Source organism: Acutalibacter intestini, assembly GCF_034334985.1.
Taxonomy (GTDB): Bacteria; Bacillota; Clostridia; order Oscillospirales; family Acutalibacteraceae; genus Acutalibacter; species Acutalibacter intestini.
The window spans coordinates 1-24,951 of sequence record NZ_JAWXXL010000044.1 but is presented as its reverse complement, the minus strand read 5'-3'; the positions used below and the strand labels follow the sequence as shown (position 1 = coordinate 24,951).

General features: G+C 47.9%; 32 protein-coding genes and 2 pseudogenes. 33 read left to right on the top strand and 1 reads right to left on the bottom strand.

Annotated features, from left to right (window positions below; all coding sequences use genetic code 11):
* The 24 genes and pseudogenes from U8U68_RS19160 to U8U68_RS19045 form a co-directional block, all read left to right on the top strand.
* A pseudogene (locus U8U68_RS19160) lies at positions 1 to 107 on the top strand (IS5/IS1182 family transposase); the annotation flags it as partial.
* Positions 101 to 397: a hypothetical protein gene (locus U8U68_RS19155; protein WP_322203680.1), complete on the top strand. Its 297-nt coding sequence runs from the start codon at positions 101 to 103 to the stop codon at positions 395 to 397. The pseudogene U8U68_RS19160 and the gene U8U68_RS19155, both read left to right, overlap by 7 nt.
* 79 nt (positions 398 to 476) lie before the next feature.
* Positions 477 to 806 (top strand): DUF6664 family protein, encoded by a 330-nt coding sequence (locus tag U8U68_RS19150; protein WP_322203678.1) that lies wholly within the window; start codon positions 477 to 479, stop codon positions 804 to 806.
* A gap of 189 nt (positions 807 to 995) precedes the next feature.
* Complete coding sequence (locus U8U68_RS19145) at positions 996 to 2,339, top strand: AAA family ATPase (RefSeq protein ID WP_322203676.1); 1,344 nt, start codon at positions 996 to 998, stop codon at positions 2,337 to 2,339.
* A 9-nt stretch (positions 2,340 to 2,348) separates the two neighbouring features.
* Positions 2,349 to 3,209: a DUF4435 domain-containing protein gene (locus U8U68_RS19140; RefSeq protein ID WP_322203674.1), complete on the top strand. Its 861-nt coding sequence runs from the start codon at positions 2,349 to 2,351 to the stop codon at positions 3,207 to 3,209.
* 92 nt (positions 3,210 to 3,301) lie between these two features.
* Entirely contained in the window at positions 3,302 to 4,279 is a 978-nt protein-coding gene (locus tag U8U68_RS19135; RefSeq protein WP_322203672.1) for a DUF3991 domain-containing protein, read from the top strand.
* A gap of 76 nt (positions 4,280 to 4,355) precedes the next feature.
* A complete protein-coding gene (locus U8U68_RS19130; RefSeq protein WP_322203670.1) occupies positions 4,356 to 4,646 on the top strand; it encodes a hypothetical protein in 291 nt (96 codons plus the stop codon).
* Positions 4,647 to 4,764: 118 nt separating this feature from the next.
* Entirely contained in the window at positions 4,765 to 4,917 is a 153-nt protein-coding gene (locus tag U8U68_RS19125) for a DUF3789 domain-containing protein (protein ID WP_257341061.1), read from the top strand.
* Positions 4,877 to 5,209, top strand: coding sequence for a plasmid mobilization protein (locus U8U68_RS19120; protein ID WP_257341062.1), 333 nt, complete (start codon positions 4,877 to 4,879; stop codon positions 5,207 to 5,209). Before U8U68_RS19125 ends, U8U68_RS19120 begins: the two co-directional genes overlap by 41 nt.
* Positions 5,146 to 6,621 (top strand): relaxase/mobilization nuclease domain-containing protein, encoded by a 1,476-nt coding sequence (locus U8U68_RS19115; protein ID WP_437124452.1) that lies wholly within the window; start codon positions 5,146 to 5,148, stop codon positions 6,619 to 6,621. Before U8U68_RS19120 ends, U8U68_RS19115 begins: the two co-directional genes overlap by 64 nt.
* Positions 6,563 to 7,381, top strand: a complete 819-nt coding sequence (locus tag U8U68_RS19110) for a PcfB family protein (protein WP_247230766.1) — start codon at positions 6,563 to 6,565, stop codon at positions 7,379 to 7,381. Before U8U68_RS19115 ends, U8U68_RS19110 begins: the two co-directional genes overlap by 59 nt.
* On the top strand, positions 7,381 to 8,244 hold the full coding sequence (locus U8U68_RS19105) for a hypothetical protein (protein ID WP_257341064.1): 864 nt from the start codon (positions 7,381 to 7,383) through the stop codon (positions 8,242 to 8,244). The genes U8U68_RS19110 and U8U68_RS19105 overlap by 1 nt, the downstream gene beginning before the upstream one ends.
* A gap of 15 nt (positions 8,245 to 8,259) precedes the next feature.
* Complete coding sequence (locus U8U68_RS19100) at positions 8,260 to 8,463, top strand: hypothetical protein (RefSeq protein WP_120477792.1); 204 nt, start codon at positions 8,260 to 8,262, stop codon at positions 8,461 to 8,463.
* Complete coding sequence (locus U8U68_RS19095) at positions 8,450 to 10,243, top strand: VirD4-like conjugal transfer protein, CD1115 family (protein ID WP_322203664.1); 1,794 nt, start codon at positions 8,450 to 8,452, stop codon at positions 10,241 to 10,243. Before U8U68_RS19100 ends, U8U68_RS19095 begins: the two co-directional genes overlap by 14 nt.
* A 12-nt stretch (positions 10,244 to 10,255) precedes the next feature.
* Positions 10,256 to 10,618, top strand: a complete 363-nt coding sequence (locus U8U68_RS19090; RefSeq protein WP_322203662.1) for a glutamyl-tRNA amidotransferase — start codon at positions 10,256 to 10,258, stop codon at positions 10,616 to 10,618.
* A 106-nt stretch (positions 10,619 to 10,724) separates the two neighbouring features.
* A complete protein-coding gene (locus U8U68_RS19085; RefSeq protein ID WP_247230757.1) occupies positions 10,725 to 11,561 on the top strand; it encodes a VirB6/TrbL-like conjugal transfer protein, CD1112 family in 837 nt (278 codons plus the stop codon).
* A gap of 11 nt (positions 11,562 to 11,572) precedes the next feature.
* A complete protein-coding gene (locus tag U8U68_RS19080; RefSeq protein WP_247230755.1) occupies positions 11,573 to 11,782 on the top strand; it encodes a hypothetical protein in 210 nt (69 codons plus the stop codon).
* Between the two features lie 11 nt (positions 11,783 to 11,793).
* Positions 11,794 to 12,096, top strand: a complete 303-nt coding sequence (locus U8U68_RS19075; RefSeq protein WP_247230753.1) for a hypothetical protein — start codon at positions 11,794 to 11,796, stop codon at positions 12,094 to 12,096.
* 14 nt (positions 12,097 to 12,110) lie between these two features.
* Positions 12,111 to 12,572, top strand: coding sequence for a PrgI family protein (locus tag U8U68_RS19070; protein ID WP_322203658.1), 462 nt, complete (start codon positions 12,111 to 12,113; stop codon positions 12,570 to 12,572).
* Positions 12,556 to 14,889: a VirB4-like conjugal transfer ATPase, CD1110 family gene (locus U8U68_RS19065; protein WP_322203656.1), complete on the top strand. Its 2,334-nt coding sequence runs from the start codon at positions 12,556 to 12,558 to the stop codon at positions 14,887 to 14,889. The genes U8U68_RS19070 and U8U68_RS19065 overlap by 17 nt, the downstream gene beginning before the upstream one ends.
* Before the next feature lie 6 nt (positions 14,890 to 14,895).
* A complete protein-coding gene (locus tag U8U68_RS19060; protein ID WP_322203654.1) occupies positions 14,896 to 15,723 on the top strand; it encodes a DNA-methyltransferase in 828 nt (275 codons plus the stop codon).
* On the top strand, positions 15,710 to 16,114 hold the full coding sequence (locus U8U68_RS19055; protein ID WP_247230745.1) for a DUF6075 family protein: 405 nt from the start codon (positions 15,710 to 15,712) through the stop codon (positions 16,112 to 16,114). The genes U8U68_RS19060 and U8U68_RS19055 overlap by 14 nt, the downstream gene beginning before the upstream one ends.
* A 54-nt stretch (positions 16,115 to 16,168) precedes the next feature.
* On the top strand, positions 16,169 to 16,954 hold the full coding sequence (gene srtB, locus U8U68_RS19050; RefSeq protein ID WP_247230743.1) for a class B sortase: 786 nt from the start codon (positions 16,169 to 16,171) through the stop codon (positions 16,952 to 16,954).
* Positions 16,955 to 17,085: 131 nt separating this feature from the next.
* Positions 17,086 to 18,888 carry a CHAP domain-containing protein gene (locus U8U68_RS19045; protein ID WP_437124453.1) on the top strand — a complete coding sequence of 601 codons (1,803 nt, stop codon included), beginning with the start codon at positions 17,086 to 17,088 and terminating at the stop codon, positions 18,886 to 18,888.
* Between the two features lie 27 nt (positions 18,889 to 18,915).
* Here the strand turns inward: U8U68_RS19045 and U8U68_RS19040 are convergent, their stop codons facing one another.
* On the bottom strand, positions 18,916 to 19,278 hold the full coding sequence (locus U8U68_RS19040) for a helix-turn-helix transcriptional regulator (RefSeq protein ID WP_247230739.1): 363 nt from the start codon (positions 19,276 to 19,278) through the stop codon (positions 18,916 to 18,918).
* 282 nt (positions 19,279 to 19,560) lie between these two features.
* On the opposite strand from U8U68_RS19040, the gene U8U68_RS19035 reads away from it, so the two are divergent.
* The 9 genes and pseudogenes from U8U68_RS19035 to U8U68_RS18995 form a co-directional block, all read left to right on the top strand.
* On the top strand, positions 19,561 to 20,418 hold the full coding sequence (locus tag U8U68_RS19035; RefSeq protein WP_167653839.1) for an ABC transporter ATP-binding protein: 858 nt from the start codon (positions 19,561 to 19,563) through the stop codon (positions 20,416 to 20,418).
* A complete protein-coding gene (locus U8U68_RS19030) occupies positions 20,415 to 21,194 on the top strand; it encodes an ABC transporter permease (RefSeq protein WP_322203649.1) in 780 nt (259 codons plus the stop codon). Before U8U68_RS19035 ends, U8U68_RS19030 begins: the two co-directional genes overlap by 4 nt.
* A gap of 13 nt (positions 21,195 to 21,207) precedes the next feature.
* Positions 21,208 to 21,609: a hypothetical protein gene (locus U8U68_RS19025; protein ID WP_247230735.1), complete on the top strand. Its 402-nt coding sequence runs from the start codon at positions 21,208 to 21,210 to the stop codon at positions 21,607 to 21,609.
* Between the two features lie 13 nt (positions 21,610 to 21,622).
* Positions 21,623 to 22,186, top strand: a complete 564-nt coding sequence (locus U8U68_RS19020; protein ID WP_247230733.1) for an RNA polymerase sigma factor — start codon at positions 21,623 to 21,625, stop codon at positions 22,184 to 22,186.
* Positions 22,170 to 22,439, top strand: a complete 270-nt coding sequence (locus U8U68_RS19015; protein ID WP_247230731.1) for a hypothetical protein — start codon at positions 22,170 to 22,172, stop codon at positions 22,437 to 22,439. The genes U8U68_RS19020 and U8U68_RS19015 overlap by 17 nt, the downstream gene beginning before the upstream one ends.
* A 4-nt stretch (positions 22,440 to 22,443) precedes the next feature.
* A complete protein-coding gene (locus U8U68_RS19010) occupies positions 22,444 to 23,007 on the top strand; it encodes a YIP1 family protein (RefSeq protein WP_247230729.1) in 564 nt (187 codons plus the stop codon).
* Positions 23,008 to 23,023: 16 nt separating this feature from the next.
* A pseudogene (locus tag U8U68_RS19005) lies at positions 23,024 to 23,213 on the top strand (cysteine-rich KTR domain-containing protein).
* A gap of 448 nt (positions 23,214 to 23,661) precedes the next feature.
* Positions 23,662 to 24,177: a sigma-70 family RNA polymerase sigma factor gene (locus U8U68_RS19000; protein WP_247230726.1), complete on the top strand. Its 516-nt coding sequence runs from the start codon at positions 23,662 to 23,664 to the stop codon at positions 24,175 to 24,177.
* Between the two features lie 584 nt (positions 24,178 to 24,761).
* A partial coding sequence (locus U8U68_RS18995; protein WP_322203643.1) for a type II toxin-antitoxin system PemK/MazF family toxin occupies positions 24,762 to 24,951 on the top strand: 190 nt, incomplete at its 3' end.

Genomic DNA, 24,951 nt, shown 5'->3' with positions numbered 1-24,951 from the left:
GGCTCGACAAATGTCGGAGACTCTGGAAAAACTGCGAACGTAAATTACAGAACTCTTTTCAAATGTTTTCTCTTGCCTTTATTCGTCTGCTCTTAAATAGATGCTAAACAGATTCTTAGGAAATATCACCAGAATTGAGAACGAGCTTGGAAAGCTCCCTGCCAGACTGGAAGCCGCCAAGACCAGAAAAACGGAAACCTTGGAGCAGCTTGCCAACGCAAAGACCGAGGTGCAGAAACCCTTTGCCTACGAGGAAGAACTGAAAGAAAAGACCGACAGGCTCAATCTTCTGAACATCGAGCTGAATCTGGACGAGAAAGATACCCCCGTCATGGATACCGAGCCGGAGCAGGAAACCGAACCGCCCGAAAAGAAAACGCCGAACCGTGAGCGTTAAATTTGCCGTTTGCACATTTGTATTGCAGGATTCTGGGCAGTATAATAGGTGGCGATAAGAAAAATCGGAGGTGAGGAAAATGTCTGATGCGTTCAGATTTGAGACTTTTGTAGACGTCCACGGCAGCATCTTCAACGAATATCTAAGCTCTGTCACCGCCAAGCTGTCAAAGGAAGATAAGGAATACAAAGCCCTGCAAGACAAGATTGAGGGAATCTATGAGAAATATCCCAAGGTCTTAGGCGTGTTTGACAGCGAGACGGAAAGCGAGCTGACCAAGGAAGAATGTGCGGCTCTCATTGAAGTGATGGAGCTAAAGAACCAGCTCACGGACATGGAGATGCAGGCAGTATACTTCCGTGGCTGCTATGACAGCGTGGGGTATCTGAAAAAAGCAGGGATTTTGTGACGGACTGAACCGAAGAAAGGACGGCGTTGGCGTAGAGCTGATGCCGTCTTTTAGCAAATAATATGATATAAGACAATAGTTTTATCTCTATTTGGGCAAGAATATATTATTAGAGGTGCATATTTATATGGAAAATAGTGGTGAAAGGTGGTATAATCAGTGACAGTAACGACATTGGAGGAGATTTATATGAAACTACTTCGACTGCAAATAGAAAAACTCTATGGGCATTATAATTATGATAATATCACATTTAATTCCGATGTTACTTTTTTGTATGGACTAAATGGTTGTGGAAAAACTACTATTTTGAATATAACTGAGGCTATAATTACGGGGCAAATATATAAATTGTTCGACTATGATTTCAAGAAAATAGTATTACAATATGCCCCCAAAAACAACACGAAAAAAGTACAAAAAATAGTTATAGTGCGAGAAGATAATCAACTTCGGACAAAATTTAATGAGCAAGAAAATGTAATTGAAAGAAATGTAGAGATATTAAAGGAAAGCAGAGGTAAAGATAGGGATTTTGAAAAGATTAGGTATTATTTTAATAGGTATGAATTTTTGATGGAAATTAAAAGGATTTTCAACTATGTTTATCTCCCTTTAAACCGTTCATCCGTAGTATATGATTTTGATAATGAAGATAATATGTTTTTTTATCGAAGAAATAGAGCAATTTATGTTGATGACTCTTTTGAGGAACCCATTAATAAAGATTTAGCAATGGTACAAATTGAACGGTTAATCGAGGAAAGCTGTAGGAAAATTTATTCTCAAATATCAGATATAAGTGATAGATTTAGAAATAATATTCTCAAATCTTCATTAGATGTTAATGAACAATATACAGATTCTGATAATTTGCTAAATGAAATTATTAATCAGCAGGCGAATATTAATAGTATTCGGGCAACAAAAACTGCATATATCAAGATATTAAAAGATTTATCACTGATAACCAAAGATGAGGAAATACATTTTGCTGAATTTTTTGATGGAATATGCAATGACATTAGCAAAGGCAAAGAAACAATACAAGTAACTACTCTTTTAAAGATGAATGAAGTTATTAAAATTAAAAAAATAGTTTCTCTTGCAGAAGAAATGGAAAGGCAAAAGGCTGATATAAGAAAACCAATTGAAAAATTTATTGATACGATGAACGAGTTTATTAACACCGGCGAGGATGAAAAGGTCATTAGAATTAATCCTATGGGACATGTGTATTTTACAACTAAGTATAGCAAAAAGCCTATAAGCATACAATTTTTATCTTCTGGCGAAAAACAATTAATTACTTTTTTTGCAAATTTGATTTTTAAAGTAAAAAACAGCACATCAGGAATATTTGTAGTTGATGAGCCAGAATTATCGCTTCATCTTTTTTGGCAAAAAATATTTGTAGAAAAAACATTGGAAATAAATAAAAACATTCAATTGATTTTTGCTACCCATGCGCCAGAAATAATAGGTAAAAATAGAGATAAGACGTTTAAGCTTGAGAAAAAATATGTTGATTAGGTGATAAATATGGAAAATACAGATGATTTGTTGTATTCCTCAGAAGCAAAAACAACAGAATATTTATTTTTTTGTGATTTAAATGACATTAATATTTTTGTAGAGGATGAGGGAAAAGAATTTGAATACGAAACCATCTTCAAAAGATTATTAGGTAAAAAATATCGAATAGTAAAAATTTTAGGTGTAGGAGGTAAAGTAGAATTAAAAAAATCATTTAATGAATTTGGTGTAAATAATACTGAAAATCCTCAGATAAAGAATATCTATCTTGCTGATGGAGATTTTGACTGGTATATTTGCCAAGATGAAATGATTGATAGTCCAAATTTTATATATTTAGAAACATATAATATAGAAAATTACTTCATCGACAAAAAAGCATGTGAAAAATTTTCCAAAGGACAATTAAAATGTTCGGATAAAGAAGTTGAAATAAGAGTAGATTTTGATAATTGGAAAAATAGGATTATTAGTCAAGCAAGCCGTCTGTTTTATTATTATTGTTATGTAAAAAAGGAGTATCCACAAGAGAAAAGTGTTTCACGGTCACCGTATCTTTTTATAGACAGTAAAGATGGTTATGAAAAAGCAGGTGCCTTTGAAGAATATCAAAAACAGGTGCTTTCATTAAATGGTGATGCAGAATCAGAAATAGAAAAAATTAAAAATTGCTATCATAGGAAACATAATGATGAATTTAACTTGATTTGTGGGAAGTTTTTATTCGAAAGTCTATATTGCCACATTAGAGATATTACCAAAATAAAATTTAGAAAGGATGATTTTAGGTGGCACTTGATATGTAATTTCGATATTAAGAAATTAGAATATGTTAAAGATAAAATTTTGGCAGTTATGAGTGCCTAAGAAAAAATATTATAGAAAATTTACATAGCCGAGAGGTTTTCCCCCACGAAAGCCCCTCGGCTAAATTCATTTCTGGAGGTGATTATATTTGAATGGGAAGTAACCGCTACGTTCAGTTTGACCCTGCCGTGATTGAGCAGACACGGCAAATCGACCTGCTCTCCTACCTGCAACGGTATGAGCCGAGCAACCTAAAGCGTGTGGCAGGTAATGTCTACTGCACAAGGGAACACGACAGCTTGAAGATTTCCAACGGCAAATGGTACTGGTGGTCACGGGGCTTCGGCGGCTTCTCCGCCCTCGACTATCTGATGAAAGTACGGGAACTTGGCTTTGTGGAAGCCGTGCAGACCCTCACGGGGGACATGGGCGACTGGAAGCCGCCGCCCCCTGCCGTGAAAAAGGACGAGCCGAAAGTGCTGCTCCTGCCGCCGAGGAATAAAGACAGCGACAAGGTGTTGCAGTACCTTTTCGGGCGTGGCATCGACTACGCCATCGTGCAGGACTGCATCGCAGACGGCACAATCTACGAGAGTGCCGACTACCACAACGCCGTTTTTATCGGAAAGGATGAAAGCGGCACGCCCAAATACGCCGCCTGCCGTGGAACGATGGGGAGCTTCAAGCGTGACGCATCGGGCAGCGACAAGCGGTATTCGTTCCGACTTCTGGCAAGAGAGCCTACGGATAAGGTGCATTTATTTGAAGCCGCCATAGATGTGCTGTCCTACGCCACCTACCTCAAATGCGAGGGAAAGGACTATAAGGCGGCAAACCTGCTCTCTCTGTCGGGCGTGTACCAGCCCCAAAAGAAGCTTGCGGAGAGCAGAATCCCCATCGCCCTCACCACGTTCCTCAACGCCCATCCCCAGATAAAGACCATCTATCTCCATCTGGATAACGACAAGGCAGGGCGTTTATGTACCGCCGCCCTACAAGAATTATTGCAGAAAGACTATAAAATCGTTGACGCACCGCCGCCAGTCGGCAAGGATGTCAACGATTTTTTAATGTCCTATCTGGGGATTGCAAGGCAGAAGCCGAGCCGTGAAAGGGGGGATGCCCGTTGATTGCATGAGAGATTCTTCCGTTTCCCAAGCCCCCAAACCGACACCAGAACCAAGACCGAAAGCGAGGAAAGAATGATTGAAAAAGTATGAAGTGACCCTCACCGCCCACTATGAAAAGACCGTCTCCGTCTACGCAGACAGCCCCGAAGAAGCAAGGGAGAAGCTCAAGACCGTGCTTTTTGACACCGACCTTGTGAAGTTTTCCGAAGCGGATTTTGTCTGCGGCGAAGCCGACATTGCGGACGCAGACAAGACCGAAGCCAAGGATGCGGACATCAAGGACGAGTGTCTGGAGCATGAGGAATGTTCAGGATGCCCCTATTACTGCCCCGTGTGCGGAGAATGTACGTATGAGGACGCAGACTAAGACACGTCTTACCAAGCACTGAATTTGGCTAACCAAATTCGCTTGTTAGGGGATGCCCCCTAATACCCCATAAAAAGGATGCCGCCAAGAAAGCGGTCAGAAGAAAGGAGCTATAAGAATGAGCGAGTTTTTGTTCTTTGTCATCGGCGTGACCCTCGGCGGTCTGGCGGGCGTCATGCTGATGTGCTGTTTGCAGATTAACAGGCTCTCCGACAGGGAGGTGAAGAAAAGTGAGAAACCGAAAGGTACAGATACTTTTCCGTTTGACTGATGACGAAGCCGAGCAGCTCCATGAGCTTGTGCGGAAATCGGGACGCTCCAGAGAAGCGTTCCTCAGAGAGATGGTAAAGGGATACCGTCTTTGCGAGAAGCCCGACCCCGAATTTTACAAAATCATGCGGGAGCTGTCCGCCATCGGCAACCGCATCAACCAGCTTGCGGCGAAAGCAAACGCCCTCGGCTTTGTGGATACGCCCATGCTGAACGAGGAAGCGAGGAAGTGGCACGAGTTTCAAATCGACATCCGAAAGAAGTACCTGCTCCCGAAACGGACGGCGGTCTGATGGCGGTCTGCGAGATATGGGATGTGCGTGGCAGGCTCGACCACCCCATCGACTACGCCGAAAACCCAGAAAAGACCGCCAACCCCAAATACACCGAAGCGGACTTGCAGGCGATGGGCGATGTGATGAAGTACGCCACCAACGGCGACAAGACCGAGCAGCAGTTTTTCGTCACGGGCGTGAACTGCGACCCCGCCACCGCAAGGGATGAAATGATGATTGCCAAAGCCCAATGGAACGACACGAGCGAGATTGTCTGCTACCACGGCTTCCAGAGCTTCAAGGCGGGCGAGGTCACGCCAGAGCAGGCACACGAGGTAGGCGTGAAGTTGGCGGAGAAGATGTGGGGCGATAGATTTCAAGTGATTGTCGCCACCCACTTGAATACCGAGTGCCTGCACAACCACTTTGTTGTCAACTCCGTCTCCTTTGCGGACGGAAAGCACTACTACGACAACAAGAAAAACCTGCGGCTTCTGCGTCAGCGTTCCGATGAGCTTTGCCGTGAATATTCCCTGTCGGTCATCGAACACCCAGGCGGCAGGAAGAAGCCCTACGCCCTCTACCAAGCCGAAAAGAACGGTCTGCCTACAAGGGACACCGTGGCACGGCAGGCGGTGGACGAAGCAATCTCCAAATCCTACACGCTGAAAGACTTTGACCGCCAGATGGCGGAGATGGGCTACCGTGTGAGCTTTGACCCCAACCGCAAATACTGGACGATTATCGGGAAAGGATGGCAAAGACCCAAGCGGCTCTATAAGCTCGGTGACGATTACACCAACGACAGGATAACGGAACGCATACGGGAAAATTCCTATGCGGTGAAGTTCTCCCGCTTTGCCGAGCCGACAAAGGCGGTCAAGGTCATAAGGGTAAAAGGCTCTCTCAAAGACACAAGGAAAATCAGCGGCTTGCGTGGGCTGTATCTCCACTACTGTTATAAGCTCGGCATCCTGCCAAAGAAAAGACAACCGAATTACGCACGGCTTCACTATCTCCTAAAGGACGACCTTATGAAGATGGAAGCCATCACGCAGGAAACAAGGCTGCTCTGCCGCAACCACATCGACACGGCGGAGCAGCTCTTGTCATATAAAGGCTCTCTGGAAACGGAGATAACGGAGCTGACCGAACAGCGAAAGGGGCTTTACTCCCAGAGCCGCAAAGCAGGCGGCGAAGAAAAAGAAGCGGTCAAGGCTCAAATCTCCGAAATCACGGGGCGGCTTAAAACAGCCAGAAAGGAGGTCAGATTGTGCGAGGGTGTCCTTGCCCGCAGCGGCACCCTCAAAGAGAAATTAGAAGCGATACGTGCAGATGAGAACAAAGCAAAAGGAAAGGAGCTGATGAAGCATGAACACAGGCGGCGAAGCGGCGGAGCAAATCGTCCGAATGAGCTTGGAGGGATTTGAAGTCGCTGCCAAAATCACGGGGGCAGGTGCGAAGAACATCGCCATCCTGCTCTATTCCATTCTAAAAGAGGAAAAGAAAACCAAGGGTAAGGCACGGCTCACCTCGATGCTGCGTTCTGGCAAGGAGCTGAAAGTCTTTACGGTGAAGAACGCCGACCTGCGGAAGTTCACGCAGGAAGCGAAGAAATACGGCGTACTCTACTGCGTCCTTGCAGACCGTAAGAACAAAGACCCCAATGCGGAGGTGGATGTGATTGCCCGTGCCGAGGACGCATCGAAAATCAGCCGTATTGTGGAACGCTTTGACCTCGCATCGGTGGATACCGCATCCATCGTCACCGAAGCAGAAAAGTCACGAGATGCCAAGGGGACAAAGGATGGACAGCCAGAGCCAGACATCGGCGTGGAGGAAAAGGCGGAGAAAGACAAGCTCTTGGATGCCCTCATGGGAAAGCCCATGCAGAAAGAGGAAAATGCCCCAAACCCCTCGGTGGCAAAGACGGAAAAATCCCCTCTGTCCGAGCCTACCTCAGAGCAGCCAAGGAAGTCCGCAGAGGGGGCTACTATGACTAAGGACGAGAAACCGTCCGTCAGGGAAGAACTGCGGAAAATCAAGGAGAGCCGCAGGGAGCAGGAAGCCGATGCTTCCCCCACCCGTGGCAGGGAGAAATCTCCCGACAGGGCGAAGCCCGCTCCCAGAAAGACCGAGCATAAGCAGCCCCAGAGGAAGAAGCCCAAGAAAACGAAAGGAGCCAGATAATGAGTATCTATGATGTATTCAGCGGCGGCAACAGACCCTTTGACAAAGCGGAATGGGCTGCCCAAAAGCAGGCGCAGCGCAATGAAGCCTATGGGCTGATTGACACCACCTGCGCCGAGATGGAGGTAAACGGCGATGCCTTCCGCCAGTACCTCGACGTGCAGGGGCGGTTTGACCGTTACTCCGTCAACAACGCCATCTTGGTGTCGGCACAGAAACCCGAAGCCACGCAGCTCAAGGACTATTCCAGTTGGAAGCAGAGCCGTGTGTATGTGGATAAGGACGCACAGAAAGTCACCATCCTTGAGCCGGGCAAGGAATATAACCGTGATGACGGCACAAAGGCGGTCTCCTATAATGCCAAGGTGGTCTACGACATCTCCCAGACCTCGGCAAAGGAGCGGCAGGATACGAAAGAACCAAAAACCATGCGGGAGCTTGTGGCGGCGATGATAGACGCAAGCCCTGTCGGATTCCAGCCCGTGGAGGAGCTGGAAGTCCCTGCGTTCTACGACAGCTCACAGCAGGTCATCTTCGTGCGGCAGGGGCTTAGCGAGGAACAGCTCTTTGTCAGCATGGCAAAGGAAGTGTCGGCGGCAGTCTTTGACTTCAAGCATAATGAGAGCCGTGATGCGTCCGAGTTCAAAGCCTACTGCGTGGCGTATATGGTAAGCTCCCGCTACGGCGTGGATACCAGAGGCTTTGACTTCGACAAGCTCCCGAAAGAGTTTGAGGGCATGGATACGCAGGTGTTCAAGGGCGAGCTTGGCTCGATGCGGGATGTGCTTGGGGAAATCCAGAGCGATATGTATAAGAGCATGGAGAAGAACAAGCCGCCCAAGTCCAAAGAGCAGGAACGGTAATCGGAGGTGAAGCCCATGAGAGAAGAACGGTATCACATCGCCCTTGACCGATACGACAAGAACATCGTCCTCAATGCCTTGAACACGCTCCGCAACCAGCAGATACGGGAGGAACGCCCCACCGACCCCGTGGACGAGCTGATTGAAACGGTGGCTACGGCTAAAAGCAAAAAGGTAAAAGTCGCACCCTGCAAGTGCCGATGCCATGAGGAACGGTGACGACCAGAAAACAGCCGTAATCCTTGCCGCCTGCGGCATCATCCCTGTCGTGTGGCTTGCCCTGCTGACCGCACCCTATGTCAGCGGCGGCATCGTGGAGATAATCTCCAACCTATCCGTGGCAATCAACACCCCGTTTTCCATAACGGTGTGCGAGGACAGCTTAAAAACTGTCCTTATTTTTCTGCTTGCCTACGGCATGGGCATCGGGATTTATCTCTCCACACGCAGGAACTACCGCAAGGGCGAGGAACACGGCTCTGCAAAATGGGGCAACGCAGGTACGCTTAACAAGAAGTACCGAGATAAGGACGCATCGGCAAACAAGCTGCTGACCCAGAATGTCCGCATCGGGCTGAACGGGAAGAAACACAGGAGAAATCTGAATATCCTCGTGTGCGGCGGCAGCGGTGCGGGAAAAACACGCTTCTTCTGCAAGCCCAACGCCATGCAGTGCAACACCTCGATGGTAATTTTAGACCCAAAAGGTGAAATCGTGCGGGATGTAGGCGGTCTTTTGGAGAAGAAAGGCTATGAGGTGCGTGTCCTCGACCTTATCAATATGCACCGCAGCCATTGTTACAACCCCTTTGTCTATCTTAGGAACGACAACGATGTGCAGCGGCTTGTAACCAATTTATTCAAAGCCACCACGCCGAAAGGAAGCCAGTCCCAAGACCCGTTCTGGGACACGGCGGCGAGTATGCTGCTTCTTTCTCTGGTGTTCTATCTGAAATACGAAGCACCGCCAGACGAGCAGAATTTCCCGATGGTGATGGAGCTTTTGCGGGCAGGTGAGGTACGGGAGGACGATGACAGCTATGTAAGCCCTCTGGATGAGCTGTTTGACCGTCTGGAGATGGTAAACCCAGAGCATATCGCCCTCAAATACTACCGTGGCTACCACTCTGGCTCTGCCAAGACCTTAAAGAGCATCCAGATAACCCTTGCCGCAAGGCTTGAGAAGTTCAATCTGGAGAGCCTTGCATCCCTAACCGCAACGGACGAGCTTGATTTACCCTCTCTGGGGGAAAAGAAAGTCGCCCTGTTCGCCTTGATACCCGACAACGACACGAGCTTTAACTTCCTTGTGTCCGTTTTATACACGCAGCTATTCCAACAGCTTTTCTACCTTGCCGACCACAAGTACGGCGGGAGCCTGCCCGTGCATTGCCACTTTATTATGGACGAGTTCGCCAATGTTTCGCTGCCCGATGACTTTGACAAGATACTATCGGTCATGCGGTCAAGGGGCGTTTCGGTGAGTATCATCCTGCAAAATCTGGCACAGCTCAAAGCTCTCTTTGAGAAGCAATGGGAAAGCATCGTCGGCAACTGCGACGAGTTCCTATATCTGGGCGGCAACGAGCAAAGCACCCATAAATATGTGTCGGAACTACTCGGCAAGGCGACCATCGACACCAACACCTATGGGAAAAGCTCTGGACGCAGCGGGAACTATTCCACCAACTACCAGATTTCAGGGCGTGAGCTTTTGACCCCAGACGAGGTGCGTATGCTCGACAACCGCTACGCACTTCTCTTTGTGCGTGGGGAACGCCCCGTCATGGATTTTAAGTACGACATCCTAAAGCACCCCAATGTGAAGTTGACGACTGACGGAGGACAGCCGCCCTATCTCCACGGCGAGCCTACGCAGGCTGTCGCAACCCTTGTGTTTGACAGCGACATTCCAAAGAACGCCGTGAGCGTGAACGCTGTCAGCACATCCTATGAGCTTCTGTCCGAACAGGACTTAGAAGAAATATATCAAATTTAAGGAGGATTTACCATGAGATTTTTCAACAAAAAGGACACCCAGAAGAAAGCAACCGAAAAGCTGCCCATGACGGGCAGGGTAAAGAAAGGCTTCCGCTGCTACTGCGTGGCGGTGCTTGCCCTCACGATGGTGCTTGGCACTTCCATGACCGCCTTTGCCGCCAACGACCCCATCCAGGTGGTGAACAACCTTTCCGATTTCATTTTCGGTCTGGTGAGGGCTGTCGGAATGATTATGCTCGGCTTCGGCATCGTGCAGGTGGGCTTGAGCCTTAAATCCCACGACCCTTCCCAGAGGGCGAACGGATTCCTCACCCTTGCAGGCGGCGTTGTGATTACCTTTGCCAAGGAGATTCTGACCCTCATCACGGGCTAAGGGAAAAGACAGCTCATTGAAAGACTGACACAAGACTAAGGCAGCGGGGCAGATCCGCTCTGCGGAACTTGCCCCGCCGCCCAATTTTAAGAACGGAGGTGGTCAAATGTCAGATAACTGGATTGTGCAGAATTTAGAGAACGCCCTTAACACATGGAATGAAAAGCTGTCGGAGATATGGCAGCTCATAACCCAGTCCCCAGAACAGTTCAAGGGCGGCACTATCTGGAATGTAATCGTCAACATCCACGGTGCGGTGCAGGCTATCGGGCTTGCCCTGCTCGTGCTGTTCTTTGTGGTAGGCGTGATGCGTACCGCAGGCAACTTTGCCGAGGTAAAACGCCCAGAGCAGGCATTAAAGCTCTTTATCCGCTTTGCCCTTGCCAAAGGTGCGGTGACTTACGGGCTGGAGCTGATGATGGCTCTGTTCAGAATCATGCAGGGGCTAATCTCCACCATTATGAACGCCGCAGGCTTCGGCTCGGCACAGCAGACGGTACTGCCCTCGGAAATCGTGACGGCGGTGGAGGACTGCGGCTTTTTCGAGAGCATCCCCCTATGGGCGGTGACGCTCATCGGCGGGCTGTTCATCACAGTGCTGTCATTCATTATGATTATGTCGGTGTACGGCAGGTTTTTCAAGCTCTACCTCTACACCGCCATCGCACCAGTGCCGCTTTCCACCTTTGCAGGCTCACCGAGCCAGAGCGTGGGAAAGAGCTTTATCAAGAGCTACTCCGCCGTATGTCTGGAGGGAGCGATTATCGTGCTTGCCTGCATCATCTTCTCCCTCTTTGCGGCAACGCCCCCTGCGGTCAATCCCGATGCAGCGGCGGTGTCGATGGTGTGGAGCTATATCGGGGAGCTTGTGTTTAATATGCTCGTCCTTGTGGGTGCGGTCAAGATGGCAGACCGTGTTGTGCGTGAAATGATGGGCTTGTAAAGGAGGAAGCGATGGAACGGTTTTATATTTTCAAGGACGGGACAATGCAGGGCAGCACCGCCACAAAGGAAAGTGCGGTTGACTTTATCCGCCAGTACCAGAGGCAGGAAACACACCCGTTTCTGCGGGCGGAGTTCAGCATTATCAAGGGCGAGGAAGAATTTATCCCCTACCCGTCCCAGAAGAAAGCACCAAAGAGAAAGGACGCAATGGAGCGGTAAGGAGGACAGCTATGTATGATTTTGAAGCGGAATACCGCAGGATATTTGAAACGCCCCTTGAAGAAATCAAAGAGGATATTTTCTTTCGGGCAGACAATTTCCAGAATGAGAAATGGTACGGCGACTTGCAGATTTATCGGGCAATCGGCGTCTGCAAGCCAGACAAAGAAAGCGTGTCCGACCTGCAAAAAGCATTAAAGGTCATGGGCTATCCCACGCAGGTTAAGGAGCGTGACGGACAGCCCTACCTTGTGCCGCAGAGGGAAACGCAGAAACAGCCCCCTGCCCGCAGGCATGAGGACAGGGAGCGGTAAGGAGGTGAGAACGATTGGAAGTCAAGATAAATAAGGAAATCCGCAACTACACGGAGAGTATGTTTTTCGGGCTGTCGATGCGGCAGTTCATTTTCTCCGTCCTTGCCTGCGGCGTGGCGGTGGGCTTGTATTTCCTGCTTCGCCCGCAGTTCGGGACGGAAACCCTAAGCTGGATGTGTATTCTGGGGGCTTCCCCCTTTGCCATGATGGGCTTTATCAAGTACAACGGCATGACGGCGGAGCAGTTCGTCTGGGCGTGGATAAAATCGGAATTTCTGATGCCAAAGAAGATTTTGTTTTCCCCAGACAATCTCTACTACGAAGCCATGAAGCCGACCCTTGAAGCCCACGAAAAGGGCATGCCCGCCGTCCAGAAGAAGCAGAAACAAAAGGCGGCGAAAGCAAAGGCGAAGAAACCGAAACATTCCAAGAAATCAAAGAAGCGTAAGGAGGTAGACCATGTTAAAGACGCTTAAAAACCTGTTCAAGCAGGACAGGGAGAAATTCGTTGTGCCGAAATCGGTGCAGGCGGTCATCCCCATCAAGACCATCTGGGAGGACGGCATTTTCCTCGTGGGCAGGAACAAATACGCAAAGACATTTAAGTTTGAGGACATCAACTATGCCGTGGCGAGCCGTGAGGACAAGGAGGCAATGTTCCTTGAATACTCGGAACTGCTCAATTCCCTCGACAGTGGGGCAACTACAAAAATCACCATCAACAACCGCCGTCTGAACAAGGCGGATTTTGAGCAGACCATCTTAATCCCGATGGCGGATGACGGATTGGATAAGTACCGCAGGGAGTACAACAAGATGCTGCTCGACAAGGCGACAGGGGCAAACTCCATCGTGCAGGATAAGTATGTGACCGTATCCGTCTGCAAGAAGAATATCGAGGAAGCGAGGAATTATTTTGCCCGTGTGGGTGCTGACCTTATCGCCCACTTCTCACGGCTCGGCTCAAAATGCACGGAGCTTGATGCGGAAGAAAAGCTCCGCATCTTCCACGACTTCTACCGCACGGGAGAGGAAACGGCATTCCGCTTCGACCTCTCCCAGACCATGCGGAAAGGTCACGACTTCAAGGACTTCATCTGCCCCGATACCTTTGAGTTTGAAAAGGACTATTTCAAGATTGGCGACAGGTATGGGCGTGTGATATTCCTCAGAGAATACGCTGCCTATATCAAGGACAGCATGGTGGCGGAGCTTTGCGAGCTTAACCGTAACATGATGCTCTCCGTGGATGTCGTACCCGTCCCTACGGACGAAGCCGTGCGGGAAGTGGAAAACCGCCTGCTCGGTGTGGAAACCAATATCACCAACTGGCAGAGGAAGCAGAACCAGAACAACAACTTTTCCGCCGTCATCCCCTATGACTTGGAGCAGCAGCGAAAGGAAAGCAAGGAATTTCTGGACGATTTGACCACCCGTGACCAGAGGATGATGTTTGCCGTCCTCACGATGGTGCATACGGCGGAGAGCAAGGAGCAGCTCGACAATGACACGGAAGCCCTGCTCACCACGGCGAGGAAGCACCTCTGCCAGTTCGCCGTGCTGAAATTTCAGCAGATGGACGGTCTGAACACCGCCCTGCCTTTTGGCGTGAGGAAGATTGACGCTTTCCGCACCCTCACCACGGAGAGCCTTGCGGTGTTCATTCCCTTTAGGGTGCAGGAAATCTACCATGAGAACGGCGTGTATTACGGGCAGAATGTTATCTCCAAGAACATGATAATCGCCAACCGCCGCCACCTATTGAACGGCAATTCCTTTATCCTCGGCGTGTCTGGTGCGGGCAAGTCGTTCACAGCAAAGGAGGAAATGACGAACATCATCCTCACCGACCCCAACGCCGATGTGATTATCATAGACCCAGAGAGAGAATATTCGCCCCTTGTGAAAGCCATGCAGGGCGAGGTCATCCACATCTCAGCGACCAGCGACAACCACATCAACGCTATGGATATGAACTCTGATTACGGAGATGGGGCAAACCCCGTCATCCTCAAATCAGAGTTTATTTTATCCCTCTGCGAGCAGCTTATCGGCGGTGCGAGCCTTGGGGCAAAGCAGAAATCCATCATAGACCGCTGCACGGCGAGTGTGTACCGCCACTATCAGCAGGGCAACTATATGGGCGTGCCGCCCACCTTGCAGGACTTCCGTGAGGAACTGCTTAAACAGAACGAGCCAGAGGCACAGGAAATCGCCCTTGCCATTGAGCTTTTCACGGACGGCTCTCTCAACACTTTCGCCAAGCATACGAATGTGGATACCAAGAGCCGCCTTATCTGCTATGACATTCTGGACTTGGGCAAGCAGTTACAGCCCATCGGGATGCTCGTGGTGCTTGACAGTATCCTAAACCGCATTACCCAGAACAGGGCGAAAGGCAGGAACACCTTTATCTTTATTGACGAGATTTACCTGCTCTTTCAGCATGAGTATTCCGCAAACTTCCTCTTTACCCTCTGGAAGCGTGTGCGTAAGTATGGGGCGTACTGTACGGGCATCACCCAGAATGTTGACGACCTCTTGCAGAGCCACACGGCGAGGACGATGCTTGCCAACAGCGAGTTTATCATTATGCTCAACCAAGCATCTACAGACCGTATCGAGCTTGCAAAGCTCCTTAACATCTCCGACTTGCAGATGAGCTATATCACCAATGTGGGGGCAGGACAGGGGCTTTTGAAAGTAGGCAGCTCCCTCGTGCCGTTCGTCAACAAGTTCCCCCGCAATACGGAGCTGTATAAGCTGATGACAACGAAATTCGGGGAGGTCTAAAAGGGAGTGATTTTGGAGAAAAACCGTATTTACCCGATGGACTGCGTGGAGGTGTTAAAGGAGCTGCCATCGGAGAGCGTGGATTTAGTCATTGCCGACCCGCCCTACTACCGCATGAAAGGGGAATTTGACTTCGTGTTCCAGTCCGTGCCGCAGTATCTGGCGTGGTGCATGGAGTGGGTGCGGGAATGCCACCGCATCCTAAAGCCTACGGGGGCGTTCTACTGTTGGGGGAGCAGCCAGATGATAGATAAGCTCTCCGTGGAGGTACTGGATAAGTTCGACTGGATAAAGCGGAATCTGATTGTCTGGAATTACAGGACGGGGCGCCCTGCCAAAGCCGCCTACCGTGACGAAGCAGATTTTTTGTGGTTTTACAGTAAGCCCCTGCATGAAATCCATGTGGATGCCGTCCGCATCCCCTACGACAAGGGCGGAGAAAAGGACAAGAGGAAGAACCCCAAGGGGAAGTCCTGCGGCAATGTCTGGGAGGTGCCGAGGGTGATGCCAAACTACAAGGAAGCCACCAGCCACCCCACCCAGAAGCCAGAGAAGCTGGCGGAGCGGATGATACGGGCAAGCAGCGATGCGGGCGGCTTGGTGGTAATCCCCTTTGCAGGCTCTGGGAGCGAAATCGTCCAGTGCATTAAGAACGGGCGGGATTTTATCGCCGCCGAGAACAATGTTTCCTATGTGCAGGACATTATCCTGCCACGGCTGAAAAAGGAAACGCAAACCGATTTTTTGTATCGGAGCAATGAAAATACCCTGCGGGCATCCCACGATGCCCCAAAGCAGGGCTTTAGGAAAGGAGGATTTTATGGCGGATATTAGATTTCGCAGCACGGCTCACCGTGATTTCTTTCTGGAGAACATGATGAAATGCAGGGTAAACGACTGCTACCACAGGGCGTTTTTTTATGTGATGGGGATTGCGGAGGAAACAAGGAAGAACATCAATACCATGTTCGACTTCAAGACGGACTGCATCGTGCCAGAGGGGATGCACAGCGGATGGCAGACAAGCGGCACGGTCAAGGTCTGCCACCTTGCTTTCAACCTCTGGAACGGTTACGCAGAGGACGGGCGTGAGAGGTATTCCACACCAGAGGAATTATTCTGCTGCGAGTTCGCCCCCTACTTCATGGAGGGCATCAAGGTGAGGTATCCCGAATATTGCAGGGAGTTACCCGCTCCAAAGCAGCACACCGACCACACAAGGTAAACCAAACGAAATGAAGCCAAGTTGATTTTAGACGAGAAAGGAAAAGAAAAGCCTATGAAAGAATATCTGAAAAAGCACCAGTCTGTTATCTGCATCGCTGCCGCCGTCTGCCTTTTAGGTGCGGCGGCTTTCTGTATCTTCCGCATCTCCCACCACGATGCACAGGTGGACGAGCAGGCAGAGAACTTCAAGCAGCTTGCCCAGATAGTGGAGCAGGCTCCCGAATCCGAGCCGGTTCCCACGGATGAACCCGTGAGCGAGGGCGAGGACGTTCTGGCGAGATACAACGAGCTGTTCTTGCAGAACGAGGACTTGATAGGGTGGATTGCCATTGACGGCACGACCATCAACTACCCCGTCATGCAGAGTAAGAACAATCCAAACTTCTACCTCAAGCGCAACTTTGAAAAGGAGTACAGCGATTTAGGTACGCCCTATGTGCAGGAGGACTGCGACATCGCCGCAAGCGACAATCTGGTTATCTACGGACACCACATCAAGGGCGGCAAAATGTTCGGGGCGTTGGAGAGCTACAAGGAAAAGGAGTTTTACGAAGAACACAAGACCATCCAGTTCGACACCCTCACGAAGCAGGGCGAATATGAAATCATCGCCGTATTCAAGACCGTGGCGTACAGTGCGGAGGGCTACCGCTACTATGATTTTGTCAATGCGGAAAACGAGGACGAGTTTAACGCCTATGTGGAGAAATGTAAAGAACTTGCCCTCTATGATACGGGCGTGACCGCCGAGTACGGCGACAGGCTCATCACCCTCTCCACCTGCGAATACTCTGCCCAGAATGGCAGGCTTGTGGTGGTGGCGAAAAAGGTGGACTGATTTGACCGCCAAATCCCAGAGGATACAGCGTATCTTCGGAAAGGAGGCTCCATATGGCGAAGATTAAGACCAGAGATGCGGTCAAAGGCACAATCAAGGCTATCGACAAGGCGGCTGTCGCTTCGGAGCGCATGAAAGCCGCCTATGCCAAGACCAAGGAAAAGGCGGAGCAGGGTTATTATGCGGAGGAAAGCTCTGCCACCGAGTACGCCGCCGACAAGGTTTCCTATGCTTCGGAGCGGATTGCAGGCGAGGGCGCACACCAGCTCAACAGGCAGGGGCAGAAATCCGTCCAGACCACCAAGGAGAACATCATCAAGGCAAAGGACAAGGTGGAGGACTTTAAGGGAAAAAGGGCGGTAAAAACCGCAGAGAAACAGAAAGCACAGGCTGCTGCAGAACGGAACGGCTCACAGCCCCGTCACGGGGCGGCGAGCCGTTCTCCTGCCCCCGATACCCCCGCAAATGCAGGCGAGAAAGCAAAGAGCCGCTTTATCAAGACAAGGCAGCAGGGAAAGCAGACCATCAAGACCACCGCCCGAAATGCCGAAAAGACGGTAAAATCCACCGCCCAAGGCACGGTAAAAACGAGAGAAGCCGCCAGAGCCGCTGCCCAAGGTGCGGTAAAATCAAAAGAAGCCGTCAAAGCTGCCACAAAGAGTACGGTCAAAACTGCGGAGAAAGGCATCAAGACCGCCCAGACCACCTCTAAGGCAGCGATTAAGACCACCGAGCAGACCGCCAAAGCAACAAAAGCAGCGGCAAAGACTTCCGTGAAAACCGCCCAGAAAGCGGCGCAGGCGGCAAAAGCCACCGCCAAGGCGACAGCCCACGCCATTAAAGCGGCGGTCAAGGCTACCATTGCGGCAATCAAGGCGATTATCGCAGGCACAAAGGCTCTGATAGCGGCTATCATGGCAGGCGGGTGGATTGCCGTTGCTGTGATACTCATTATCTGCCTAATCGGGCTGCTTGTCGGCTCGGTGTTCGGCATCTTCTTTTCGGGCGAGGACTCTGGAAACGGTATGACCATGCAGACCGTAGTCCGTGAAATCAATGCCGACTACGACAGCCGCCTTGATGAAATCATAAACGGCACTTCCCACAATGTACTGGAGATGTCTGGAAGCCGTGCCGTCTGGAAAGAGGTGCTTGCGGTGTACTCCGTCAAGACCACCACCGACCCAGACAACCCACAGGAAGTCGCCACAATGGACGATAACAAGAAGCAGCTCCTAAAGGACATCTTCTGGGAGATGAACGAAATCAGCTCCCGCACCGAGAGCAAGACCGAAACCCAGATAACCGAGAGCGATGACGGTCACGGGAATATCGTGGAAACGGAAACCACCGTCACCCAGACCTACCTTTATATCACCGTGAGCCACAAGACAGCCGAAGAAATGGCGGACAGATACGGCTTCAACGAGGAACAGCGGCAGCAGCTATCGGAATTACTTGCCGAGGAAAACAATTCCCTCTGGTCTGCGGTGCTTTACGGCATCACCATCGGGGACGGCGAAATCGTCACCGTGGCTCTGTCGCAGGTGGGCAACGCAGGCGGCGAGCCGTATTGGTCATGGTACGGTTTTGACGGGCGTGTGGAATGGTGTGCCTGCTTCGTTTCGTGGTGTGCCGACCAGTGCGGCTATATCGACAGCGGCGTTATCCCTAAATTTGCGGGATGCGTCAACGGCTCTCAGTGGTTTAAGGATAGGGGGCAATGGCAGGAGGTTGGCTTTACGCCAGAAGCAGGACAAATCATCTTCTTTGACTGGGAGGGTGACGGGGAAACCGACCATGTCGGCATCGTGGAACGGTGCGAGAACGGCATCGTCTACACCGTGGAGGGCAACTCTGGAGATGCCTGTAGGCAGCGGAGCTACCCTGTCGGGAGCCGCTCTATCTACGGCTACGGCATCCCTGCCTATTAAAAACAGGCAAAAGAAAAACAGAGGGGCTTAATCCTCTGTTTCCTCTTTTGCCTTACATAGTCCGCTTACGGTTGCTTCTATGACGAAAAGCTCTTTATCATCTAATCTGTTGAGCTGTGCGTCTAAGCGTCTGCGGACAGAACTTTTTTTGACTTCTTTGTTTGGGAATATATACTCATCAACTGACACATCAAACATTGTAATGAGTTGAATAAACAGCTCAATACTCGGATACTGCCCCTCATTCTCAATCGCTTGAATATGTCTGGGAGCATAGCCGATAATACCAGAAAGCTGCTCTCTTGTTATCCCTCTGGATTCACGGGCTTTTTTGATTGCCTGTCCAATCGGAGTAAAGTCGAAGTCAAAATGAATGTTTCTTTCGTCCATTAGCTCACCACCTATACTCTGAAAATCTTACTCTTATATTTTACAGAGATATGGCTTCCAGTCAAACGATGTATAATCTCCTAAAATAGGAGATTTTATATCCTGTTACAAGAGACGGAAATTCATATTTACATAGTTGATATAGTCCGCTTCACTGTCTATAATATATGAAAGCTGACGCTTGGAGAAAAAAATATTAAAAAAAGCGAGGGATTTTTGATATCCATACGACTACCTTTATGAAGCAGGAAAACATCTGCTCAGAAAGGAGTGGTCAAGGGAATGGACAAATATGTGCTTCAGACCAACAGTTTGTCAAAATCTTTTGGCAGAACAGAGATTTTACATGGAATCGATATGTCTATTGAGTACGGCGAGATTTACGGGCTTATTGGGCAGAATGGCGCAGGAAAAACGACCCTGCTAAGATTGATTAGCGGATTGATGAAGCCCACAAAAGGCACGGTGAATCTTCAAACGGGCAAACCTTTTATTGGGTATATGCCACAAAGTTGTCGATTTGATGATAATACAACTGTTTCTGAAATAATTCGCTTTTTTGCCCGATTGCGGAACGCAGATACCAAAGAAAGTGTTTTTCTTGGGAAAAAACTGAAATTGGATATGAGTAAAAAGGTCAAACACCTGTCACCTGGGCAACAGAAAAAACTGCAAATGATTATTGCAATGACAGGTGAACCAGATTTATATGTTCTGGACGAGCCAACGGCAGGCTTAGACCCCAATGCAACTTTTGAGATGAAAGGCATTATTAAGGGTATCCACCAGAAAGGGAAAAGCATCATCATTTCCTCTCATATTTTGCAGGATATGGACGAAATTTGCACCAACATTGCGATATTGCAAAACGGGCAACTGATATATGACAATGAAATTGAAAGCTCTTATATTTTCAAAATAGCCAACATTTCAAGACAGGTTCTCGAAATGTTAGCGAGCGATTTCTCCCTTTCAGTAGATAAGCTTGGAACTACACTTACCGCACAAATTACCAAGGAACAAGTTCCTCTGTTGATTTCTGCGTTGACTTCACACGACATTAGCATATTTGAGGTCACTGCTTGCAATGTGAAGCGCATAGTGCAGGAACAACTTCATTTAGAGGAGGTGCGAAAATGAGAATGGATATTCTGTCTCTTGTTAGACGAGATTTCAAAAAAGCAATGAACTTACGCACATTGGTTATTTGGATAGCTCTTGCAGGTATGGGAGTGTTCTTCTTTTATACATCGGGTGGTAGAACAAAATTAGTAGAGAGCGACCAGATTGAGTTTTTAGCATTGTTTCTTCCGCATATGATTTTCGGCTCATGGGCGGTACTATCGTCATATTTTGATTTGGTTTCGTCTGATAGAGAACACAATGTTTTAGACTGTATCATATGTTCGGGCATTCCGAAAACAAGAATCTTTATTTCAAAAGTCCTTGTTGCAGCAATCATGTCATTGGTTTTGTCCTTTATCTATATGACACCAGTTACTTGTGCCATCATTGGGCTTAGCGGCAACTTTGCACATATACTTGTACTGATACAGTATTTGCTTCCATTATGGGGATATATTATGGTCTATGCTACTATGGGTATGTTGATTTCAATACTTGCCCGTTCCTCAAAGGCAGCGCTCATTTGGAGTTTAGCAATAGGTTTACTGTTGATGCCCCGTTTCTTTGTTATGATAGTAGAGGGAATCGGAAAAGCATTTGGATGGACAACTCAGATGGTTGATAATTTCAGTCTGATAGCACCAGGAGTAATGATGCAGGCACTATCAGAAGTATCAGATATTTCAAGGTTTTCGCAGGCATCCGTCATTTTTGGTATCAGCATTTTATCATTTCTAATAATTGCATATTTAACCTTTATAAAACAGGATGAATATAACTACGGTGAATAAGGAGGGATTTTCTATGAAAAAAGTTACGGTTTTATTAATCACAATTTTGATGATGGCAGTTTCATTGGTTGGATGCGGCGGCAATGACGATACTATTCAGACATGTATCATTTCAAATAGCAGCTATTCTTTGCAGGAAGAGTTGGAGTCAGCAAATCAAGAAGACGCTCTTATCGTTAATGAACCAGTTTATGCAAGCGTCCATTTTGTCGAGAGTCCAAAAGGCATGGAATATACCGTGAAATGGTATCTTGATGGTACTGAAATCAAATCTGAAACAAAAGCAACAGAAAAAGATATGCAGGACATTGTTGTGTACGAACTGGAGGCAGAGCAGGCAGCGGCTGGCTCTTTGAAGCTTGAGGTAATCTACAAGGATACTATATTGCTTACAAAGGAGCTTATAATTCAATGAGGTAGATGATTATATGAGTGTTTTCAAAGAGGAACGAGAACAAAAATTCATATCGGTGTATCACTCGTATGTCAGTGAAATATACCAGTATGTATATTTGCGAACGGGAATGAAAAAAGCTCTGGCTGAGGATATAACACAAGACATCTTTATGGATGTATATAGAGGGATGTCCGGGTTTAAGGGATTAAGCTCTGAACGAACTTGGATTTTCAAAATAGCCAGAAATAAGTTAAATGACTTTTATCGAAAGCAGTATAGCCCTAAATTTGAGATGGTTGAGATTGATGATTATATGGCAGAGTATCTCGAAGACCCATCCCAAGATATACAGGAGCTTTTGATTAAGTCATTTGAACGGGAAAAAGTTCGAGCCTGTTTAAACGGGCTGCCAGAACAATATAGAATTGTTTTGGTACTGAAATATATTGACGAAAAAACCGTTAAAGAGATTGCATCTATTGTAGAAAAGTCGCCAAAAGCCATAGAAAGCATTTTGCAGCGGGCAAAAAACGCTTTTATAAAAAGCTATGCAGGATATGAGAAAAGGAGGGACTACAATGCCAAGGAAAGATGAGTTTATCGAAAAAGCATTTGAAGTATTTGAACAGGACGGGATACCCACAGAGCAGCAAAGGAACATGATGCTCAGTCGTATATTAACAGAATGCAAAGCGGAGGACACTTCTGGTATTGGTAAGATTAAAAAAATGATTGTCACCTATCCTTGGAGGTTTGCTTTTACAGTTTCAGCCGTTCAAGCTGTTGTTTTTACTATGATTTTTGGAATACAGTACACAAATTTGTTTCTGAGTTTCTTTGGAGGGTAAATCTATGAAGCAGTTGATTGAAGCACTAAACCATCCTGCGGAAGCCTTTGCAAAAGGCAATAAAGCAGTTTCGTGGGGATTGGTGATAATTACGATACTACTAAATTCTGTTTTTGAGCCTGTTCTTCAGCATTTTTACGGAGTAAATCGACCAGAATTTGAGATGCTGAGAATGTTGAAAATCACAGGATATGGGATATTATCTTATGCTCTCATTTGCATTTTATTTTGGGCTGTATGCAGATGTTTGGGCAGTAACAGAACGGTATCAGACCATATAAAAGCATGGGGTATCTCATATGCTCCTACTGCAATTTGTGCTGTTGTAGTAGCTTTTACCGAAGTTTTCTTCTATCTATTCTGGAATAATACTATTTTCGGAATGATTTTGAACATTGTGTTTGTAGGCATTTTGATTTGGAAAGCCATTCTCTATTTCGTATATTTGAGAAATTTTGCATCTCTAAAAGGATGGCGTTTCTTTATTGCTTGTATCGTAATGGGACTAATTATTTTAATTATGGCAGCTCTAAATGGATATGTTGGCTTAAAAACTCCTGTTTTGTAATATGGGAGGTGATGTAATGGCAGATACTCAATGGATACTATGTCCAATTTGTAAAAACAAAACCCGCATTATGATACGGAAAGATACAGAGCTTAAAAACTTTCCACTCTTTTGTCCAAAGTGCAAGCAAGAAAGTTTGATACGAGTAAAAAAGTGTCATATTACAGTCATTAAAGAGCCAGACGCATAAGACGCAGAGCCGATGAACAAGTGAGCAATCACAGGTTCATCGGCTCTGTTCTTTATATGAATATAAATTGGACAAGCCCACCGAATAAAAAAAACGATGTTTCGGTGAGCCGTTTTGCTATGCCTTAAGCACTCTCCGACTTCGCTTTTGAAGTTTGGAGGGATTTTTATTGTCTGCAAGCAACAACTTCTACTTACATATACCATACCAAGGATGGGCGGATAACCTGCTAAAAAAATCCTCGTCAACATATGGGGGCTTTGTACCTCGAAAGTAGAAATCAAATCTCTATACAATAGAAATATATTCTCCTTAAACCGTAAAGGTGTGGTAGCCTTTGCGGTTTTTCTTTTGTCGTTTTTTGCTGAAATACGCCGCATGGCTCTTTCTGCCGTGGGATGCCGTTCCCCGCCTCTCAATCTGGATTTTAGCGATTTTCAAAATTCAGATTGGAGGTACTTACGGTGAAATATGCACCAAGAAAGGTCTATATCAAAGAAAACGGCGGCTATACGGAATTGTCTTACGAGGATTTCTGCCGCCGCAGGGAAGCGGACGGAACTTATAAGGACAAGTTCTTTATCCCCGTGCAGGGCTGTCTGATTGAGACGGAACAGACCCACTACATCGAGTTCTATCGGGACAAGGAACGGTGGCGTTATCTGCAAAAGCTCGATGCAGACAACAGCCTGATGTCTTTAGAAGCGATAGAAAATGCTGATGACAGCGGTAACGGTTTTGAGTTTATAGCTGATGAAGCGGTAAATGTTGCGGAAACCGTTGTCCGCAGAATGATGTTGGACAAGCTGAAATCTTCCCTCACATTGCTGTCGGAAGAAGAACGGACGCTTATACAACAGCATTTCTATGAGGGCAAATCGCAGGTTGAGTTGAGCCGTATCTATGGCATTAACCAGTCCAGCGTCAGCAGGCACATCATGAAAATCCTGCAAAAGCTCAAAAAACTTTTGGAAAATTAAATTTTCCGTGCATAGCCCCCTCATTTTTTCCTTTGGAAAAGTGAGGGGGCTTTTCTATGGGCTTCCCGCAGCTCCTTGACAACCGAATACCCATTCACCAAATACATTCTCTTTGTGATTGTGATGAGCAAAAGCGTGTGCAGCGGTACGCCATGACCCGCCGAAAAAGCAGAAGCGATGAAAGGTGGTGAGCGGAAATTACCGACTCAAAATATCGGGCAGCCCCCGATTTCGCCATGACCCGCAAAGAGGACAATGATACTCCCGTCCAGTCACAGTCCGAGCGGTAGCCAACCCGCCGCAGGCAATGAGGGCGGCTCTGTCAGACCGACAGTTGGGGTGCGATTCCCGTGGCGTCAGTTCGCTGCTGACCGTTTGGTGACTTCCCTTACGTTTAACGTATCCGCATTTCGGGGTGTCGAGGACAAATAGAAATGCTCCTATCATATCAAGCCAGATGCAGGGCGGTCTATGGAAACAGGGCTTTGTTTTTATGCCCCGCTGACCTTAAACACTCCCCTGTATCTGGCTGCTACATAGGCAGGAACCCCCTGCCTAAATCCAGATAGGAGGTCAAACACATAATGGAAAGGACTATCAAGCGTGGGGACATCTTCTACGCAGACCTAAATCCCATTGTCGGCTCCGAGCAGGGCGGCAGACGACCCGTACTCATCGTTTCTAACGACATAGGGAACACCCACAGCCCCACCGTCATCATTGTGCCAATCACGAGCCGAGTGCATACAAAGGCAAAGCTGCCCACACATACCG

Bases quoted from the DNA above. Each gene is read 5' to 3' on its own strand.
- U8U68_RS19025 (WP_247230735.1), top strand. From the start codon at position 21,208: ATGAAAAAAGTTACGGTTTTATTAATCACAATTTTGATGATGGCAGTT.
- U8U68_RS19080 (WP_247230755.1), top strand. From the start codon at position 11,573: ATGGAACGGTTTTATATTTTCAAGGACGGGACAATGCAGGGCAGCACC.
- U8U68_RS19030 (WP_322203649.1), top strand. From the start codon at position 20,415: ATGAGAATGGATATTCTGTCTCTTGTTAGACGAGATTTCAAAAAAGCA.
- U8U68_RS19040 (WP_247230739.1), bottom strand. From the start codon at position 19,278: ATGGACGAAAGAAACATTCATTTTGACTTCGACTTTACTCCGATTGGA.
- U8U68_RS19100 (WP_120477792.1), top strand. From the start codon at position 8,260: ATGAGAGAAGAACGGTATCACATCGCCCTTGACCGATACGACAAGAAC.
- U8U68_RS19090 (WP_322203662.1), top strand. From the start codon at position 10,256: ATGAGATTTTTCAACAAAAAGGACACCCAGAAGAAAGCAACCGAAAAG.
- U8U68_RS19085 (WP_247230757.1), top strand. From the start codon at position 10,725: ATGTCAGATAACTGGATTGTGCAGAATTTAGAGAACGCCCTTAACACA.
- U8U68_RS19045 (WP_437124453.1), top strand. From the start codon at position 17,086: ATGAAAGCCGCCTATGCCAAGACCAAGGAAAAGGCGGAGCAGGGTTAT.
- U8U68_RS19145 (WP_322203676.1), top strand. From the start codon at position 996: ATGAAACTACTTCGACTGCAAATAGAAAAACTCTATGGGCATTATAAT.
- U8U68_RS19150 (WP_322203678.1), top strand. From the start codon at position 477: ATGTCTGATGCGTTCAGATTTGAGACTTTTGTAGACGTCCACGGCAGC.
- U8U68_RS19110 (WP_247230766.1), top strand. From the start codon at position 6,563: ATGAACACAGGCGGCGAAGCGGCGGAGCAAATCGTCCGAATGAGCTTG.
- U8U68_RS19065 (WP_322203656.1), top strand. From the start codon at position 12,556: ATGTTAAAGACGCTTAAAAACCTGTTCAAGCAGGACAGGGAGAAATTC.
- U8U68_RS19135 (WP_322203672.1), top strand. From the start codon at position 3,302: ATGGGAAGTAACCGCTACGTTCAGTTTGACCCTGCCGTGATTGAGCAG.
- U8U68_RS19020 (WP_247230733.1), top strand. From the start codon at position 21,623: ATGAGTGTTTTCAAAGAGGAACGAGAACAAAAATTCATATCGGTGTAT.
- U8U68_RS19095 (WP_322203664.1), top strand. From the start codon at position 8,450: ATGAGGAACGGTGACGACCAGAAAACAGCCGTAATCCTTGCCGCCTGC.
- U8U68_RS19055 (WP_247230745.1), top strand. From the start codon at position 15,710: ATGGCGGATATTAGATTTCGCAGCACGGCTCACCGTGATTTCTTTCTG.
- U8U68_RS19010 (WP_247230729.1), top strand. From the start codon at position 22,444: ATGAAGCAGTTGATTGAAGCACTAAACCATCCTGCGGAAGCCTTTGCA.
- U8U68_RS19155 (WP_322203680.1), top strand. From the start codon at position 101: ATGCTAAACAGATTCTTAGGAAATATCACCAGAATTGAGAACGAGCTT.
- U8U68_RS19105 (WP_257341064.1), top strand. From the start codon at position 7,381: ATGAGTATCTATGATGTATTCAGCGGCGGCAACAGACCCTTTGACAAA.
- U8U68_RS19035 (WP_167653839.1), top strand. From the start codon at position 19,561: ATGGACAAATATGTGCTTCAGACCAACAGTTTGTCAAAATCTTTTGGC.
- U8U68_RS19015 (WP_247230731.1), top strand. From the start codon at position 22,170: ATGCCAAGGAAAGATGAGTTTATCGAAAAAGCATTTGAAGTATTTGAA.
- U8U68_RS19125 (WP_257341061.1), top strand. From the start codon at position 4,765: ATGAGCGAGTTTTTGTTCTTTGTCATCGGCGTGACCCTCGGCGGTCTG.
- U8U68_RS19075 (WP_247230753.1), top strand. From the start codon at position 11,794: ATGTATGATTTTGAAGCGGAATACCGCAGGATATTTGAAACGCCCCTT.
- U8U68_RS19140 (WP_322203674.1), top strand. From the start codon at position 2,349: ATGGAAAATACAGATGATTTGTTGTATTCCTCAGAAGCAAAAACAACA.
- srtB (WP_247230743.1), top strand. From the start codon at position 16,169: ATGAAAGAATATCTGAAAAAGCACCAGTCTGTTATCTGCATCGCTGCC.